General features: G+C 72.0%; 16 protein-coding genes and 1 tRNA gene. 5 read left to right on the top strand and 12 right to left on the bottom strand.

Annotation, left to right across the window (positions count from 1 at the left end):
* Positions 1-81: 81 nt before the first annotated feature.
* The 3 genes from L7N97_RS16780 (at position 82) to L7N97_RS16770 (ending at position 4,057) form a co-directional block, all read left to right on the top strand.
* Positions 82-873, top strand: a complete 792-nt coding sequence (locus L7N97_RS16780; RefSeq protein ID WP_237479444.1) for a class I SAM-dependent methyltransferase — start codon at positions 82-84, stop codon at positions 871-873.
* Between the two features lie 90 nt (positions 874-963).
* On the top strand, positions 964-2,199 hold the full coding sequence (locus L7N97_RS16775) for an argininosuccinate synthase (RefSeq protein ID WP_237479443.1): 1,236 nt from the start codon (positions 964-966) through the stop codon (positions 2,197-2,199).
* Positions 2,200-2,365: 166 nt separating this feature from the next.
* Positions 2,366-4,057, top strand: coding sequence for an adenylate/guanylate cyclase domain-containing protein (locus L7N97_RS16770; RefSeq protein ID WP_237479442.1), 1,692 nt, complete (start codon positions 2,366-2,368; stop codon positions 4,055-4,057).
* Here the strand turns inward: L7N97_RS16770 and L7N97_RS16765 are convergent.
* Complete coding sequence (locus L7N97_RS16765; protein WP_237479441.1) at positions 4,027-5,577, bottom strand: sensor domain-containing diguanylate cyclase; 1,551 nt, start codon at positions 5,575-5,577, stop codon at positions 4,027-4,029. The two genes, L7N97_RS16770 and L7N97_RS16765, sit on opposite strands and share 31 nt — an antisense overlap.
* 82 nt (positions 5,578-5,659) lie before the next feature.
* The gene (locus tag L7N97_RS16760; RefSeq protein WP_237479440.1) at positions 5,660-9,589 is read right to left on the bottom strand and encodes an AsmA family protein; all 3,930 of its coding nucleotides are present in this window, start codon (positions 9,587-9,589) and stop codon (positions 5,660-5,662) included.
* Between the two features lie 177 nt (positions 9,590-9,766).
* On the opposite strand from L7N97_RS16760, the gene L7N97_RS16755 reads away from it, so the two are divergent.
* Together L7N97_RS16755 and L7N97_RS16750 are read left to right on the top strand one after the other, a co-directional pair.
* Positions 9,767-9,842, top strand: a tRNA-Glu gene (locus L7N97_RS16755).
* A gap of 222 nt (positions 9,843-10,064) precedes the next feature.
* Entirely contained in the window at positions 10,065-10,280 is a 216-nt protein-coding gene (locus L7N97_RS16750) for a hypothetical protein (protein WP_237479439.1), read from the top strand.
* A gap of 608 nt (positions 10,281-10,888) precedes the next feature.
* Here the strand turns inward: L7N97_RS16750 and L7N97_RS16745 are convergent.
* The 10 genes from L7N97_RS16745 to L7N97_RS16700 are packed head-to-tail and all read right to left on the bottom strand — an operon-like array spanning position 10,889 to position 16,564.
* Positions 10,889-11,113, bottom strand: coding sequence for a hypothetical protein (locus tag L7N97_RS16745; protein ID WP_237479438.1), 225 nt, complete (start codon positions 11,111-11,113; stop codon positions 10,889-10,891).
* The gene (locus L7N97_RS16740) at positions 11,110-11,460 is read right to left on the bottom strand and encodes a hypothetical protein (RefSeq protein WP_237479437.1); all 351 of its coding nucleotides are present in this window, start codon (positions 11,458-11,460) and stop codon (positions 11,110-11,112) included. Before L7N97_RS16740 ends, L7N97_RS16745 begins: the two co-directional genes overlap by 4 nt.
* 54 nt (positions 11,461-11,514) lie before the next feature.
* On the bottom strand, positions 11,515-11,697 hold the full coding sequence (locus L7N97_RS16735) for a hypothetical protein (protein WP_237479436.1): 183 nt from the start codon (positions 11,695-11,697) through the stop codon (positions 11,515-11,517).
* Entirely contained in the window at positions 11,694-12,407 is a 714-nt protein-coding gene (locus tag L7N97_RS16730; protein ID WP_237479435.1) for a hypothetical protein, read from the bottom strand. Before L7N97_RS16730 ends, L7N97_RS16735 begins: the two co-directional genes overlap by 4 nt.
* Positions 12,404-12,961, bottom strand: a complete 558-nt coding sequence (locus L7N97_RS16725) for a hypothetical protein (protein WP_237479434.1) — start codon at positions 12,959-12,961, stop codon at positions 12,404-12,406. Before L7N97_RS16725 ends, L7N97_RS16730 begins: the two co-directional genes overlap by 4 nt.
* Positions 12,958-13,302: a hypothetical protein gene (locus L7N97_RS16720; RefSeq protein WP_237479433.1), complete on the bottom strand. Its 345-nt coding sequence runs from the start codon at positions 13,300-13,302 to the stop codon at positions 12,958-12,960. The genes L7N97_RS16725 and L7N97_RS16720 overlap by 4 nt, the downstream gene beginning before the upstream one ends.
* Positions 13,299-14,432, bottom strand: a complete 1,134-nt coding sequence (locus L7N97_RS16715) for a DUF1376 domain-containing protein (protein WP_237479432.1) — start codon at positions 14,430-14,432, stop codon at positions 13,299-13,301. The genes L7N97_RS16720 and L7N97_RS16715 overlap by 4 nt, the downstream gene beginning before the upstream one ends.
* A 4-nt stretch (positions 14,433-14,436) precedes the next feature.
* Positions 14,437-15,885: a replicative DNA helicase gene (locus tag L7N97_RS16710; protein WP_237479431.1), complete on the bottom strand. Its 1,449-nt coding sequence runs from the start codon at positions 15,883-15,885 to the stop codon at positions 14,437-14,439.
* Positions 15,882-16,283, bottom strand: a complete 402-nt coding sequence (locus tag L7N97_RS16705; protein ID WP_237479430.1) for a hypothetical protein — start codon at positions 16,281-16,283, stop codon at positions 15,882-15,884. Before L7N97_RS16705 ends, L7N97_RS16710 begins: the two co-directional genes overlap by 4 nt.
* Positions 16,283-16,564: a hypothetical protein gene (locus L7N97_RS16700; protein ID WP_237479429.1), complete on the bottom strand. Its 282-nt coding sequence runs from the start codon at positions 16,562-16,564 to the stop codon at positions 16,283-16,285. The genes L7N97_RS16705 and L7N97_RS16700 overlap by 1 nt, the downstream gene beginning before the upstream one ends.
* Positions 16,565-16,699: the final 135 nt, after the last annotated feature.

The raw sequence follows: 16,699 nt of genomic DNA, 5'->3' as shown, positions 1-16,699 counted from the left end.
GGACCTCAGCATCGCTCGACGGTAGAAGGCCGGTCCCGCGGGACCGGCCTTTTTCGCGTCCGGGCGGCGGAGGGACCAGCCATGCGGCCCGAGGACGTCGCCCGCGCCTGGGAGCTGAATGCCCCGGCCTGGACCGAGCAGGCCCGCCGCGGCCTCGACGTCTACCGCGACGCGCTCAACACCCCGGCGTTCCTGGCGCTGCTGCCCGACGTGTCGGGCCTCGACGGGCTCGACATCGGCTGCGGCGAGGGCTCGAACACCCGCGCCCTGGCGCGCCGCGGCGCGCACATGCGGGCGGTCGACGTCGCGCCCACCTTCGTGCGCGCCGCGCGCGAGGCCGAGGCCGCAGAGCCGCTCGGCATCCTCTACGGCGAGGGCGACGCTCTGGCGCTCGCCTTCGCGGACGGGGCGTTCGACTTCGCCACGGCCTTCATGTCGCTGATGGACGTGCCCGACCCGGCGCTGGCGCTGCGCGAGGCGGCCCGCGTGCTGAAGCCCGGCGGCTTCCTCCAGTTCTCGATCCTGCACCCCTGCTTCGTGCCGCCCCACCGCCGCGTGTTGCGCGAGCCGGACGGGAACGTCCGCGCCGTCGAGGTGGCGCGCTACTTCGACCGCGTCGACGGCGCCGAGGACGTGTGGTGGTTCACGGCCCTGCCCAAGGCCGAGCGCGGCGGCGTCGCGCCGTTCCGCGTGCCCCGCTTCCACCGCACGCTCGGCGACTGGGTCGCGATGGTGGTGGGCGCCGGCCTCGCGATCGAGGCCCTGGGCGAGCCCTGCCCGAGCGCGGATCTCGCGCGCGCCGTGCCGATCGTCGCCGACGCCGCGGTGGCGCCGCTGTTCCTGCACGTGCGGGCGCGCAGGCCGGCGGCCTGATCCCCGCCTTGCCCCGCGGGCGCCCGCCCCTATAGTCCGGCCCGGCCCTTGCAAGGGTCACGTCCCGCACCGATTTGGCCGCACCGCCCCATGCCCAGCACCCCGAAGAAGATCAGCCGCGTCGTCCTCGCCTATTCCGGGGGGCTCGACACCTCCATCATCCTGAAGTGGCTGCAGACCACCTACGGCTGCGAGGTCGTCACCTTCACGGCCGACCTCGGCCAGGGCGAGGAGCTGGAGCCGGCCCGCCAGAAGGCGCTGCTGCTCGGCATCCGCCCCGAGAACATCTTCATCGAGGACCTGCGCGACGAGTTCGTGCGCGACTACGTGTTCCCCATGTTCCGGGCCAACGCGCAGTACGAGGGCCTGTACCTGCTCGGCACCTCCATCGCCCGGCCGCTGATCGCCAAGAAGCAGATCGAGATCGCGAGGCGGATGGGCGCCGACGCCGTGGCGCACGGCGCCACCGGCAAGGGCAACGACCAGGTGCGCTTCGAGCTCAGCTACTATGCGCTGGAGCCCGACATCCAGGTGATCGCGCCCTGGCGCGAGTGGGACCTGACCTCGCGCACGGCGCTGATCGACTTCGCCGAGAAGAACCAGATCCCCATCGCCAAGGACAAGCGCGGCGAGGCGCCCTTCTCGGTCGACGCCAACCTCCTCCACGTGTCCTCCGAGGGCAAGGTGCTGGAGGACCCCGCCGAGGAGGTGCCGGACTACGTCTTCTCGCGCACCGTGTCCCCCGAGCAGGCGCCCGACAAGGCGACCGTGATCGAGATCGGGTTCGAGCAGGGCGACCCCGTGTCGATCGACGGCGAGCGGCTCGGCCCCGCGGCGCTGCTGACCAAGCTCAACGAGCTCGGCCGCGCCAACGGCATCGGCCGGCTCGACCTCGTCGAGAACCGCTTCGTCGGCATGAAGTCGCGCGGCATGTACGAGACGCCCGGCGGCACGATCCTGTATTTCGCCCATCGCGGCATCGAGCAGCTCACGCTCGACCGGGGCGCGGCCCACCTCAAGGACGAGCTGATGCCGCGCTACGCCGAGATGATCTACAACGGCTTCTGGTTCTCGCCCGAGCGCGAGCTGCTGCAGGGGCTCATCGACAAGAGCCAGGAGTTCGTCACCGGCACGGTGCGCATGAAGCTCTACAAGGGCTCGGCCTCGATCGTCGGCCGCTCTTCGCCCCACTCCCTCTACGACCAGGACCTCGTCACCTTCGAGGAGGGCGCGGTGGCCTACGACCACCGCGACGCGGCGGGCTTCATCAAGCTCAACGCCCTGCGCCTGCGCACGCTCGCCAAGCGCAACCGCCGCGGCGGTTGACGACGCGGCGCCGAGATCCCGACACGGCGCCTGCCGCTCCCCTCTCCCTCGTGGAGAGGGGAGTTCCGAGCCGTCCCGCCTCACCTCGCCTCATCGGCGGGCCGGGCCGGACGTGCTAGGACGGCGACCCGTCGCGGGCCGCGCCGTCCGCATCGAGCCGGAGCCCATGCCGCTTCCCCTGCCCGCTTGGCCCGACGCGCTCCGGACGCGCAGCCTGCGGATCTGGTCCGGCGCCGTGCTGGGCCTCTATCTCGTCACGCATTTCGCCGACATCGCCCTGGGGCTCGTGTCGCTGCGCGCGATGGACCGGGCGGGGCCCTGGCTCGGCGGCTTCTGGCACGCGCCGCCCGGCACCGCCCTCCTGCTCGGCGCCCTGCTGGTGCATTTCGGCCTGTCGCTGCGGGCGCTGCACCGCCGGCGCACGCTGCGCATGACGGCGCGCGAGGCCACCCAGCTCGGGCTGGGGCTGGCCCTGCCGTTCCTGATCCTGCCGCACGTCGTGGCCGCTCGCATCGTGCCGGCGCTGACCGGCCTGCCCATGACCTACGCCGACCAGGTCCGCGCCCTGTGGGTCATCAACCCGCCCGGGGGAGCCCGTCAGGTCGTGGCGCTGCTCGTCCGCTGGGTCCACGGCTGCTTCGGCTTCTGGTTCGCGCTCCGGGCGCGCCCCTGGTTCGGGCGCTGGTCGGGGCCGCTCCTCGCCGCGGCGCTGCTCGTGCCGGTGCTGGCCCTGCTCGGCTTCGCGGAAGCCGGGCGCGAGGTCGCCGCCCTGCCCTGGCACCCGCGCCCCCGCGCCGGTCCCGCCCCGAGCGCCGAAGCGCTGCGGGACGGGCTCGCCCTCGCCTTCGCGGCGCCGATCGCCGCCGTGCTGCTCGCGCGCGGCGCGCGGCTGTGGCTCACCCGCCACCGCCGCTTCCGCGTCACCTATCCGGACGGGCGCAGCGTGTCGGCGCCGCGCGGCTCGACCGTGCTCGAAGCGAGCCGCATCGGCGGCGTGCCGCACGTCTCGCTCTGCGGGGGCCGCGGCCGCTGCTCGACCTGCCGGGTGCGGGTCACCGCGGGCCTCGACCACCTCCCGGACCCGGACGCGCTGGAGCGCGCCACGCTGGAGCGCTCGAACGCCGCCCCCGGCCTGCGCCTCGCCTGCCAGCTCCGCCCGACGCGCGACCTCGCCGTGATGCCGGTCTTCGCGCCGCCGCGCGCTAGGGGCGCCGGAGCGCCCGCGCCGCGCCCGGCCTCGGCGAGCCAGGAGCGGGAGCTGGCGGTGCTGTTCTGCGACCTGCGCGGCTTCACCCACCGCGTCGAGCGCTGGCTGCCCTTCGACACGGTGTTCCTGCTCAACCGCTATTTCGAGATCGTCGGCGAGGCCGTGGAGGAGGCCGGCGGCCACCTCGACAAGTTCATCGGCGACGGCGCGCTGGCGCTGTTCGGGCTCGACGCCGCCCCGGAGGCGGCGTGCCGGCAGGCGCTCGCCGCCGCGGCCGGCGTGGCGCGCGGCCTCGGGCGGATGAACGACGAGTTCGCGGCCGAGCTCGGCGAGCCGCTGCGCATCGCCATGGGTCTGCACCTCGGCTCGGCCGTCGTGGGCGACATGGGCTACGGCCAGGCCGTCGGGCTGACGGCGGTCGGCGACGGCATCAACGTGGCGAGCCGGCTCGAAGGCGTCGCCAAGGAGCGCGACGTCGAGGCCGTGGTGTCGGCGGCCGTGCTGTCGCGGGCCGGGCGCGAGGTGCCGCGCGGCCTCGTCCACGCCATCGCGGTGCGGGGCCGCGCCGCCGCGGTCGACGCCGTGCTGGTCGCCGACGCGGCCGCGCTCGGCGGGCCGGATCAGGCCGACAGCGCTTCCGGCCGCGGATAGCGCGCCAGCAGGCGCCCGCCGCCGCTCGACCGGTTGCGGCCGTCGCGCTTCGACCGGTAGAGCTCGGCGTCGGCGCCTTCCACCAGGGCCCGGAGTTCGGCGGGCATCCCCGGGCCGACCGAAGCCAGCCCGGCGCTGACCGTGACGATCCCGGCCGGGGCGCGGTCGTGCGGCAGCGCCAGGCCGGCGACCGCGGCGCGGATGGCCTCCGCCACGGCCAGGGCCGCGGTGCCGTCGAGACCCGGCAGCAGGAGGACGAACTCCTCGCCGCCGTAGCGCGCCGCGACGTCGATCCCGCCCCGGACCTCGCCCTCGATGGCCCGCGCGAGGGCCACGAGGGCCCGGTCGCCGGCCGCGTGGCCGTAGCGGTCGTTGAAGCTCTTGAAGTGGTCGGCGTCCAGCATCACGAGCGACAGCGGCAGCCCGCCGCGGGCCGCCTCCGCGCAGCGCGCCTCGGCCCGCTCGAAGAAGCGGCGGCGGTTGGCGAGGCCGGTCAGCGGGTCCGTGGAGGCCAGGACGTCGAGCCTCCGCTCGGCCGCGACCCGGCTCTGCAGCTCGCCCTTGAGCCCGAACAGCAGCGCCAGGATGCCGGAGCACAGGACGGCCACCACGGCGCCGAGCGCCAGCGCCTTGGCGCGCCAGCCGGCGAAGACGGCGTCGGTGCCTTCCGCGACGACCTGGATCAGCGGCAGGGCGCCCACGCGGCGGTAGGCGAAGAGCCGCGGCCTGCCGTCGACCGTCGATGTGGCCTCGAAGGTGCCGGACTCGGGGCCGTCCATGAGGCGGAACACGGGGCTGTTCTTGAAGGACCGGCCCACGGTGCCCCGCGCCTCGGGCTCGCGCACGAGGAGCGTGCCGTCGGCGTTGAGGAGCTGCAGGATGCTGCCGTCCCCGAGCGGCAGGTGCTTGTAGGTTTCGGTGAGGTAGCCGAGGTTCAGGAAGCCGACGGCCATGCCGGCGAAGCTCCCGTCGTCCGCCGTGATGCGGCGGCTGAAGGCGATGTGCCACTCGCCCTTGCCCGGCGCACGGACCGGCCGGCCGATGAACAGGCCGGCGTCGCCGGCCTGCTGCGCCGCGAAGAAGTCCGCGTCGCGGAAGTCGCGCGCCGCGGGGGCGGTCGAGCGAGAGTCGGCCAGCACGGTGCCGTCGCGGTCCACCACCAGGATGGCGTCGATGTAGCGGGCGCTGGCGGAATGATCGAACAGGACGAGCTGACGCAGCTCGGGATCGAGCGCGCGCACGCGCGGATCCGCCCAGGAGTCGCGGGCCGCCTGGATCGACAGGTCCAGCAGTTCCACGTTGCGGTCCATGTCTCGCGCCAGGGCCGTCGCGAGGTTGACCTCGGCCGCCTCGGCGGAGCGCCGGGCGTCGGCCCGCGCGTCGACGATCACCACGGCGAACACGGCCACGATGGCGACCACGGCGAGGCTGATGGACAGGAACAGGCCGCGGCGCGGCGCCGTGCCGGGCGACAGGAGGCGGAAGGCAGCTCGGAGGTGGGGAGTCATGTCGGCCGGCAAGTGTCGCTTCATCCGACAAAGCCACGCTTCCTCCTACGACGGCGTTAAGCGGTCCGGCAGCGGCACGGCCCTCCCCCGAGCCTCATCGATCGCGTTCCTGGATGATGCTGGGGGGCGGCGGGAGATCGAACGGGTCGCGCCCCTTCGCGCGGGGGACGCGCCCCAGCGGCGAGCGCGGGCCGTCGGGCGACGCGCGCCCGTCGCCGAGGTCGAGCGGCGGATCGTCGGACCTGCGCGCCCGGTCGACCGATCGCAGCCTCTCGGCCTCCTCGCGCTCGGCCCGTTCGCGCGCCGCACCGGCCCGCGCCGCGGCTTCCACCTGCGCCTGCACGCGCGCATCCTCGGCCTTCTGCCGCGCGGCGTCGGCCCTCTGCTGCTCCGCCGCCTGGGCCGCCGCGCGGGCCGCCGCGGCCCTGGCCTGAGCCTCGGCGGCGGCGCGGGCGAGCTCCGCCTGCCGCGCCGCCTCGGCCTGCTCGCGCTCCATCTGCCGCCGTTGATCGATGACCTTGAGCTGGCGGTTGAAGGCCGCCCGCTCGCGGATGTCCTGCTCCAGGACGTCGATGCGGTCCTGCGCCCGCGCGACCGCGGCGGCCTGCACGGCCTCGACGAGGCCGCCGGCCTCGACCGAACGGGGGGCCGGCTCGCCGAGCGGGCCGGCGCGCGTCACGCTGGCGGCGCCGCCGCCCGGCGCGGCGCCGAGGTCGACGCGGCTCGCCAGGGTCAGCGTCCGCAGGTCGAGCGACAGGCTGGTCTCGGCCGACCAATCCGCCGCGGCCGCTCCCCCCTGCCCCGGCCGCGGCAGGGCGACGGTGCCGGTCCGGCGGAGGGGTCCCAGGCTCAGCACGCCCCCGGCCAGCACAGCCGGAGCCTTCGCGGCCTCGACCGGGAGCGGCCCCGCGTCGAGCGCGGCATCGAGGTCGCGCCGCAGCGCTTCCCCGTCGGGCGGCGTCGGCTCGGGCGCCGAGCTGCCCCGCTCGGCGGCGGCGTCGCGCGCCGTCACGGCCGCCAGCACGCGCGCCGGGGCGGTCGGGTCCGTGCGGGACAGCGCCCCGGACAGTGTGACGGCGCCGGTGCCGGCGAGCGCGCCCACCAGCGCGGCGGGACTGTTCCCCGCGGCGGCGACCTCCTCCGATCCGGAGGTGCGGGCCGCGAGCCCGCCCCCCTCGACCGTGACGTCGCGCCAGGCGAGGCGGCCCGACAGGGTCGCGCCCGGACCGTCGCGGCGCAGCGACAGGCTGCCCGCGACGCTCCCGTCCGCGACCGCGCCGGCGACGTCGGCCAGGGCGACGCTGTCCGGCGCCGTGCGGAGCGTCAGCGACACGCTGCGCCCGTCGACGGCGCCCCGCAGCGGCATGTCGCCCACCGTCAAGGCCAGCTCGCCGCGCGGCAGCGCGGCCGGCGCCGCCGCGAAGGGGGCGGACGACCACACGGCGCCCGCCGGCGGCGCGGCTCCGGGGCCGAGCGCGAGCCCGAGCAGGGCTTCGGCCGGCAGCCGGTCGATCGCGAGCCGGCCGTGCAGCACGGGCAGCGGCTCGCCGCCGGGGGTTCGCCCCTGGGCGAGGTCGAGCGACAGGTCGCCCGCGGCCGTCGAGCCGCCGACTTTGGCCGTCAGGCCGTGCCAGCGCAGCGCATCGCCGTCCCAGGCGAGGTCGCCCGCGGCGTCGGCCGCGAGGTCCCCCGCGGGTGCCGGCAGGCCGGCGGAGGCCAGCACCGGGCGGAGGTCGGGGGTCCACAGTGTGAGGCGCCCTTCGCCGCCCGCCGTCGCGGCGCGCCCCGCGAAGCTGGCCGACGCGTCCCCGAGCGTCGCCTCGACCCGGCCCGTCAAGCCGGCGGCCAGCGTGCCCTGGGCGCTGGCCGCCACCCGGGCCGCGCCGGCGACGGCGCCCGGCGGCGACAGGCCGACCAGGCGCAGGAGGTCCGCGCCGCGCGGGGCCGCGAGGTGCAGCGACAGGGCCACGGGCCGGTCCGCGGCGGAACCGTCCGGCGTCAGCGCGCCGTCGAGCGTGACGTCGCCGGCCCGGCCGGCGACCGCGAGCCGCGTCGGCACCAGCGCGCCGTCGCGGTCGGCCGCAGCGTCGAGCGTCGCGGTGGCGTCGAGCGGCGACAGCAGGGCGGCGCGCGCGCGCAGGCCCGCGGCGGCCGCCGGCGGCAGGATCGGCGCCAGCGCCTCGGCGAGAGGGCCCGCCGCAGCGGCCTCGATATGGACCGATCCGCGACCGCCCGCGGCGTCGCGCGAGCCGGATGCGTCGAGCCGGGCGCCGGCGATGTCGAGCGCCAGCTTCTCCAGCCTCGCGTCGTCGCCCGACCGGGTGACGTGCAGGGCGACGCGGCCCGCCGCGACCGCGCCGAGCGCCGACGAGGCCAGCCGGACCGCGCGGGCCGAGAGCGACAGGTCGAGGTCGAGGCCGCGCGACGCGGCCCCGACCGTCGCCAGATCCGGCACGCGGTCGAGGTCGAGCGCGTCGGCGGACAGGTCGGCGGACAGGCGCGGGTTCCCGGTCCCGGCCGCCCGCGCGAGCGACAAAATCCCCGCCAGGGCGGTGCCGTCGAGGTGGAGATCGAGGTCGCGCGCCGCGATCCCCTCTTCCGACACCGTGACGGCGCCGACCGCGCGGAGGCCGCGCCCCGGCAGCGCGGCCGCGACCCGGTCGACGAGGTCGGGCGCCGCGGGCCGCAGCCAGGCGGCGGTGCGGCGGAGGTCGGCCGCGCGCAGGTCGGCCCGGCCGCGGAAAGCGGCCGAGGGCGTCGCGGGCGCGGCGCCGAACGGCCCGGCGACGGAGGGCGGCGGCCCGGGCTCGACCCGGCCGTCGAGCGCCAGCCGCGCGCCCCCCGGCCCCTCGACGCTGAGGACCAGGCCGGCGCCGGGCTCGGGGCCGAGCCGGACCGTCGCGGCGGTGCCGAGCGCGGTGCGCCCGGCCAGCGTCGCGGTGTCGAAGGCGGCGTCGACGTCGAGCCGCAGCGGCGCGGCCCCGCGCGCCTCGCCCGCGGTCCGCAGCAGGAGCCTGAGGACCTCGACGCCGGACGGGGGTGCGATGTCGGAGTTGGGGGGTGCCACGGCGAGGTCGTCGACGTCGAGCGCCGCGCCGCGCAGCGTCAGCGCGGCCCGCGGCGGGGCGGGGCCGGCCGCGTAGGCGGCGCTGCCGTCGCCCGCGGCGATCAGGGCGCGCAGGTCGGCGCCGGCCCTGACCTCGACGTCGGAGGCCTTGGCGCCGTCGCGGTCGGCCGACAGCCTGGCGGTGGCGCGCCACGGCACCGCGGCCGGCGTGCCGTCGAGCGCCACCTGGCCCGACGCCGCCGCGGTGCCGTCGAAGCCCGGGCCGACCGCGCCGGGGCGGGCCGCGGCGGTCCCGTCGAGGTCGAGGCTCGGGCGGTCGCCCGCGCCGTCGAGGTGCAGCTTCACGCGCAGCCGGCCGCCGTCGGGCGTGCCGGTGGCGAGGCGGAACGGCACGGAGCCGACGCTGCCCGAGGCCTTGAAGGGGCCGCGCAGGCTCGCGGCCTCGCCGTCGAGGTCGATCCCCCTCACCTCCAGGTGCCGCCCGTCCAGCAGGGCGAGGTCCAGCGCGCCGCCGCGCACGCCGAGGTGGTCGAAGGCGACGCGGTCGGCCGTCGGCCCAGACGGCAGGCCGAGGTCGAACCCGCCGTCCCGCGCCTGGACGAGGTGGAGGCTCGGGCCGTCCAGCGTGGCGTCGACGAACTGCACCTGGCCCCGCATCAGGGCGGCGAGCGACAGCTCGACGTCGAGCGAGCGAGCGCTCAACCGCGGCCGCCCCCCGGCTCCGTTCCCCACCGCGACGCCGCCGAGCCGGAACAGCGGCTTCGGCAGCAGCTTCAGGTCGATCGGCCCGGCCACGGTCACGGGCGTCCCTGCGGCGGCGGACAGCCTGCGCTCGATCAGGGCCCGGTGGCTGCCCCAGTCCACGACATAGGGCCCGACCAGGGCCGCGGTCAGGACGCCGATGAGCAGGATGGCCAGGATGGTCAGGCTGTCGCGCACGGCGTGTCGATTGACCACGGGCTCGGGGCGGCCGCTCGGGATGGGCGGCGCGCGCGGATGCTAATGCGAAAGGCCCCGCATGGAAACACGGGCCCCGCCGCGCCCGCCGGACGCGATCCGCGGATTTGCCGCTTGCGAACCTCGGCCAAGCTGGCTATAGACCCCTCATCGGCGGCGCAGCGCTCCGCACGATCCGCGCCCATCGTCTAGCGGTCCAGGACGTCGCCCTCTCACGGCGAAAACCGGGGTTCGATTCCCCGTGGGCGCGCCAGTCTGTTCAATGACGTAGCCTGTCTGGCATTCCCAAAAATCGCAACGTACGGAAATTGTACGGAAAAGCCGTCTTCGAACAGTCGTGGACGATGATAGACGCTGCGGGAAGTTCACCAACGTCCACGCAAGGTCACCGAAGTCCTATGGAGTTCGGTGTGGTCTCGCGCTACATCGTGTCTCGTGGCGTCTCGCCATGTCACACCAAACCAAGGAGGGCGTCGTGGATAAGCTGCAACGCGCTGCGAGCGCTGCGCTCAGCACGGTGTTGACACGGCGGCAGGTTTTCTGGAGTGCGTTTGCGGCCGGCCTAGCAGCGCCCACCATGCTCTATGGACAGGCCCCGGCCTACACCGGGTTGATCCGTGATTTCAGCGTGGCTGGCAGCTTCGCTCAGGTCGGTGGACTACTGTCGCAGAGCGCCCGCGAGATCGCTTGAGCGACGACGAGCCACCGACACCGGCTCAACCTTCGGGTGGACAGCAGCCGTTCCACGAAGTCATGGGCCCGGCGCCAGCGACCGGGCAGATGCAGCCCGTGCAGATTGGAGTTGGCTTCGCCCTTCATCAAAGCGGCGCTTACCCTTCCGAGCAGATCCTTGATGCGTTGGAGCGCCATTCTCCTGGCGCAGTGGCTCGCGTCATCGCAATGAGCGAGAAGGCATAGCAGGCGCAGATCAATGCGACCGCGCTGGCTCAGGAGTACGCCCGAACTGATGTCGCGCGAGGCTCTTGGCAGGGCACCGGCGTCACAGCCGGAGCTATGACGCTGGCCTTTGTCTGCGGCCTCCTCGGGCACGATTGGCTCGGGGCTGCTTTTCTCAGCGTTCCAGTGCTGAGCGTCGCGCGTGCCTTAATCCTGGCGGCTCGACCGCGCGGAGGTCCGCCGTCAGTTTCTTGATGTGTGCTTGACCTGCCACGCCGCCCACGACATGCCCGAGCATCGCCGGCGGGCAGCGCGGCCGGCGAGCGGGGACTTGGTCCTGGGCCTTTACCAGCCGCGGTGACGGAGGGGCGAAATCGTCCTTTCGTCTATTCGCTCTTGGGATCAGAGCATCTTGCTGATGTCGACGCCGTCCAGCGGGCCTGGAATCAGCTCCTCGTCGGTCAGCCGCTCGATCATGTGGCCTACGAGATCCTGACCGTCGGGAACGGACAGCTTCTTCAGAATCTCGCGGGGCGCCGTGCCGAATGCGCGCTCGATGGCGTCGACCCACCGCTGGCGGACCTGCTGGGGAGTTGGCGCCGGCGTTGGCTGAGCGGGGTCAGTCATGGCCTGCCCAACAGCTTGTCGATGCTCGCTTGGTCGATCTCGAACGCCTCCGGTTCGCCCCCATCCGGCTGCGGCGGCGGATTGAGGCTCTTGTCCAGGTTCTTGATCTGGTCGACGAGACCGTCCTCGTAGGTGCGCCGGTTGAAGGGCGGCACCGGCTGTATCTCTCCCTTGCGGAAGCGGTCGAGCTGATCGGCAAGCTGGTCGCGTATGGGTTGTGCTATGGCCTTCGCAGCCTCGAAGCCGCGCATGCCGTCGGCATTGGCAGTGGCGAAGTCCTCCATCTCGGGAACGTTGTCCACCTGCGCGTCGGCCGCGGTGATCTTGGTTTTCTTGAACAGGCTCATTCTGACCTCCCTGGGTCAGTCGAGAAACGCCCGTCGGCGCCGGAAAGTGCCCTATCAGCGGCCCGGCGTCGGCTGATCCTCGCGATCCACCTTGGCGATATGCGCTTCGAGGCGCGATCCAGGTTTCACGGGTGTAAGCGTGTCATCCTCGCAGGCCTTGCCCTTGCCGGGCGCAGTGACACTCCGCAGGTAGCCCCAGCTGGCGACAACGGCAGGAGCGTCGTGCCGCTGCGTCATGATGTCGGCTTCATGGTGGGTAGGGATGGTTCGACCTCACAGCGCAGCAAAGCCCCGTCTTCGCCCGGCTCGGGATCGGGCAGACGGGTGAAGCTTGCCGCGATCAGCGCGCCGAGGCTGTCCTCGGCAGTCTTTGCCTCGTCGAGGCTGAATGCCTGTCGGTCGAGCGGGACGAGGTTCTTGAGCGACATCGACAGATCCTTGAGCGCCGCGATCCGTCCGGGGACCTCGACGGCTTTCAGCATCGCGTTCCGGCGCTGCGGGGACTTGTCGTCCGCCGTTGCCTCCTCGATCAGCGCCACGAGTTCGTCCCGCTTCGTCGTCACCGCTTCGAGTTCGTTGAGCATGCGGTCGGCAAGGTCAAAACCCCGCCGGAGGATGGCTCGGTGCTCGCGCACGACAGCGACGCCGCGGTCAGCAGCCATGTCGATGGTTCGGGCCTCGCTCTCGCGTGAAGACCCCGAACCCGAACCCGAACCGAACCCCGAACCAACAGGCTTAGTATCCTCGCGGGCGAGCTTCGCCCTGGTCTCCTGGCGTACCCTCTCCCCGAGATCGCGGACCCATCCCTGGGCCTTGGCACGCTTGCGGATCGCCGCATCGGTGATGCCGTGCTGGCGGGCGATCTCGCATACCGAGAGCTGGCCAGCCCTGAATTCTCGCTGGATCGCCTCCCAATCCGCACGGGGGGCGTTATGGGGCGTGGTCACCTCTGCACCTGTTCGGTTTCACCCAGGATGGGCCCCAGGCGCGAGCGCATGAGATCGGCCATGCCCGCTGCCAGCTGGTCGGTCATCCCGCAGAAGATGGGCTCGACCCCGCATCGCTTCAGCACGGGAGCGATCGGCTTGAGATCAGCAGCCGACGCCCTGGACGCGATGGCGAGACGGACCTTGTGGAACACGCCGGCACCGCTGATCGCGATGCCCTGGGACATCACCTCGCCCACGGCGGGGAGGATGTCCTTGGAGGCCCGCCCGGCCTTGCACGCGATCACGGTTCCGGAGCCATCGGCGTGGAACAGCAGCAGGTCGATACGGCCTCGGGAGATTGGGAAACCGGTCTCGCAGCGAAGGATGGGCGGGAGATCGTACATCGCTGCGAGTTCGCCTTGGTCGAGCCAGTGCACCAGTTCCCGGATCACTCCAGCCTCGGAGCCGCCGAACTCGTCGTCCAGCACCTTCCTGACGCTGTCACGGTAGCGCTGGAAGCATGCGTCGACGGCTGGCCAGTCGATGGCGCTGGTCTGCTGGTGATCGGTCATCGGGCGGTTTCCTTCACGGTGGTGCGCCGAGAGGCGCGGGCGGGGCGGGGATGGGCGGCACCCTGGTGCTGGGCAGCGCGATCGAGCAGGGCGAAGCCGTGCGTGATGGCTCGCACGGGGTCGGCGAAGACGCCGAGGACCTGCCCCGAGACACCCACGACATGCACGGCGATGCCACCGGCCTTGAGCGTGAACACCAAGCGCGGCCCTACGCCGGTGACGTCGTCGAAGATCTCGGCGGCGCCATCGGCTGCGAGCGCGTCGCGGAAGGCCGTGGCGGCGTCGAAGCCCGGGGCCTGGACGCCGCCCCGCTGTCGGATGAACTGGCGGGGCTTGGTCACGCTGCGGTCCTCCGAGCATCCTCGATGAGGCGATTAGGGACACGACAGCCGGGCTTGCCGATCCCAGGTCCCCAGCCGTCGATCCACCCGCCGCGACGGATCACGTCCACCACGGTCGCCTCCGCCACGAGGCCGGCGGGGCCGAGGTCCACGCGGGGCACATGCTCCGCAGCTGTCGTGGCAGCCTTGGCGGTCAGGAAGCCCTCAAAGCGGCGGCTCGTGAGGAACTTGACCGCATGCACAGGCCGATAGGTCGGATCTTTGCGGCAGTAGGCTACGAACTCAGGAACCGCGGCCGTCGCCGAGAGGCGATCAACGTCGGTCATCCGGCTCCATGCCCGGCCTGCGTCCGCCTTCGACATGTTCGGATCGGTCGGGTAGCCCCGCCAGAACCGTTCGAAGTCCTCGGGATACGGCTTGCGGGTCCGATCGGGCGGAGCCCGTTTCGGACAAGAGATAGACTCTCCGTTCCGTTCTGTTCCGTTCAGAGCGTTTTCCGCGGGATTTCCGCCGGAAAAGTCTCTGGCCTCCGCCGGAACGGGCTGTGATGAGGCGTGGAAAGCCTCGCCGTTTCCGGTGTCCGGGGTCGGACCGGGAGTTTCGGGGAGCTTGCCCCCTTCTCCGTGTCCGTCCATTCGCTCCGAGGAGCCGCTCGGGGTCGGAGTGCTCACTCGGATCTCCAGCGGCTTCGCTGGATTTTCCAGCGGAAAGAGCCCGCGTTCCTCGCGGACCTTGTTCTCTTTCCTGATACGATCAACCTCTTTCCGCCAGCGGTGGAAAAGGGTTGAGTTCCAAGCCTCAATGGCCTTTTCGGCGAGGACACGATGATGCAGCCGTCCGTCGCTGCAGAGGACCCAGCCATAGAGCGCGCCCTCGCGATGCTCGCGCCACGCCGCCAGAGCTCGACCGAAGCCGGCGAGGGCCGAAAGTTCGACGTCGTCGGCCGGCAACGTTCCGGCCGGAACCTGATGCCAGGCGGCGCACCACAGGAGCAGGCCGCACCGGAAGGCCTCACCTGACACCGATGCAGCAAATCGACTGTCACGCAGCCGCACGACGTCGATGCTCATCGACGGAAAATGGCGGAGGTCGACGTCTGCCGGAACGAAGGGGGCGGGCAAGTTGCTCATCCGATCACCCGCGCGCATGGTCGGACATGGTCGATGACGCCATGTTGCACCAGAGCTTCACCGTCACAGTCGGGCCGGCACGATTTTTTCCAATGATCAACTCGGCGTCGTTCTGGACATCCAAGAAGCGTGAGAGCGCGGCGGGGTCGTTCGCCTTGAAGGCTTCCGAGGCCTGGATGTGGTGGGCCTCGCGGTGCAGGAAGGCGACCACGTCGGCATCGGCTTCCAGGTCACCGCTGTCCCGCAAATCGGCCAGGGTCGGACGCTTGTCCTCGCGCTTCTCCAGTTCGCGATTGAGCTGACAGAGCAAAACAACGCACACGTCTTCATCCTTAGCGATCTGCTTCAACGAATACGATATCTCGCCTATTTCTTGTACGCGATTACCCTTGTATCGATCTGAAGCGGAGACCTGCTTGAGATAGTCGATAAAGATCAACTTGAGATCGACACCGCGCGCCGCCATGCGCTGGCGTTCAGCTCGAACCCGCATGCGGATCTCCCCTGGCGACAGGCGCGATGCGACGTCGAGCACCAGTGGTCGCTTTGCCAGCAGTTCACGGGCATGATTCAGCTTTTCGAGCTGCGACTCATTGAGGACGTTGGCCTTCACCTGCGCCCGCAAAATATCGCTGTAGGTAATGGGATCGTTGGCCGAGTAGGTGATGTCGGCGAGCAGGCGCGCCATCACCTGCGGCTCGGAGATCTCCAGGCTGAACAACATGACACCCCAGCCACGACGAGCAACTCGATTAGCGGAACTCACCGCGAATGCGCTCTTTCCAACCGCCGGCCGAGCGCCGAGATTCCATAGGCTGCCGCCTTGGTAGCCGCCCGTGGCGCGGTCGAGGTCGGCGAAGCCGGTCGACACGGTCCGGTCCGGAACCTCACCAGCCATGGCCTGCCGGATCGAGCCCAGCACGGTCGAAGCGCTCACGTGGGCGTCGCGCCGCGTCGAGCGAGCGCCGTCTTCGCTAGCGAGCTTGAACAGGGTCTCGACGGCCTCGCCAGCGACCTGAGACGGGCGAACGGTCACGGGAAGATCGTGCGCCTGCTCGATCAGCTCGGCCGCCGCTTCGATCATGCGGCGCCGCACCGCGAGATCATGCACAGCGATGGCGAAGGAGCGTGCGGAGAGCGGCGCCGCCTCGTGAGCCGCAAGGCGAGCGAGGTAGTACCGCGTCGACATGCCTTGTCCGAGGTCGTGGTCGCCGAGGAAGTCGATCAGGGTCAGCGGTGTGGCCGCGCGCCCGGCAGCAATCAGGGATGCCGAGACCTCAAAGATGCGGCGGTGAACCTCCTCGGTGAAGTCCTCCGCCTTCACCAGCGGCGCCACGACATCCATCGTCCGATTGTTCAGCAGGAGGGAGCCGAGCAGCGCTCGCTCCATGTCGACGTTGGACGGTGGCAGGCGCACAGCGGCGCCAGCGTGCTGCGGCGTATAAGCATTCATGACCGATGCCCCCGGATTTTGGAGAGCACCCGCTTGAGGGTTGCTGTCTGCTTTTCGGACAGGTCGGCGTCGCTGCGGAGGGCGGGGACATTTGAAGCAATGAAATCCCGTTCCCACCGGGTCAGGTTCGAGTATGGATCGGCTGCTGCCTTCGTCAGCTTGTCTGCCTGGCGGCAGCGGATGGACGTGGTGCGCCGGCTAGAGCGGACTGGCGAGACGCGGATCGGCTCGGTCGGGCTGATCACCGCAGCGAGTACGTCCAGGTCCACCCCAGCGCCCACCAGCGTGCGGCGGAGCGCCCGAGCCGCGTCGAGAGCTTCGGCGTCCTCATCGGAGCCGAGGAGGCGCACGAGGTCGGCGACGCGCGGAGCGATGACGGAGGGAAGGGTCGCGGCCATCACGACGGCACTCCGCCGACCGGAGTGTCGCGAAGATTTTTGGCGCCTTCGACGTAGCCGAGCCAGTGCTGGAGAGCTTCGGCGAGGCGCTCGAACTGCTGGCGATCATTGCAGAGGTAGACGACTGCGCCCTTGATCGTGCCAGCGGCTAGATAGAGCGAGTCGGTATCGCCGTGCAGTTCCTGCAAGGCCTTCAGACCATCGAACACATCAGCCGCCATTCGGTCGACGATGTCGCTGTGAGCCTGCTCACGCTCGGCTGTGGTGCGGTGATCAGCCATTGGTGACCTCCACCAGCACCAGTTCGGCAGACGGGAAGCGCCAGCCGTCCACGGGCTCGCGAAAGGCGAGAGACGCAATGGCGCGAGCCGTAGCGGCAGGCATCCCGAGGCGCTGAAGCCGCCGCTGGCGGAGAG

Source organism: Lichenibacterium dinghuense, assembly GCF_021730615.1.
GTDB lineage: Bacteria > Pseudomonadota > Alphaproteobacteria > Rhizobiales > Beijerinckiaceae > Lichenihabitans > Lichenihabitans dinghuensis.
This window is presented reverse-complemented; position numbering and strand designations above follow the sequence as displayed.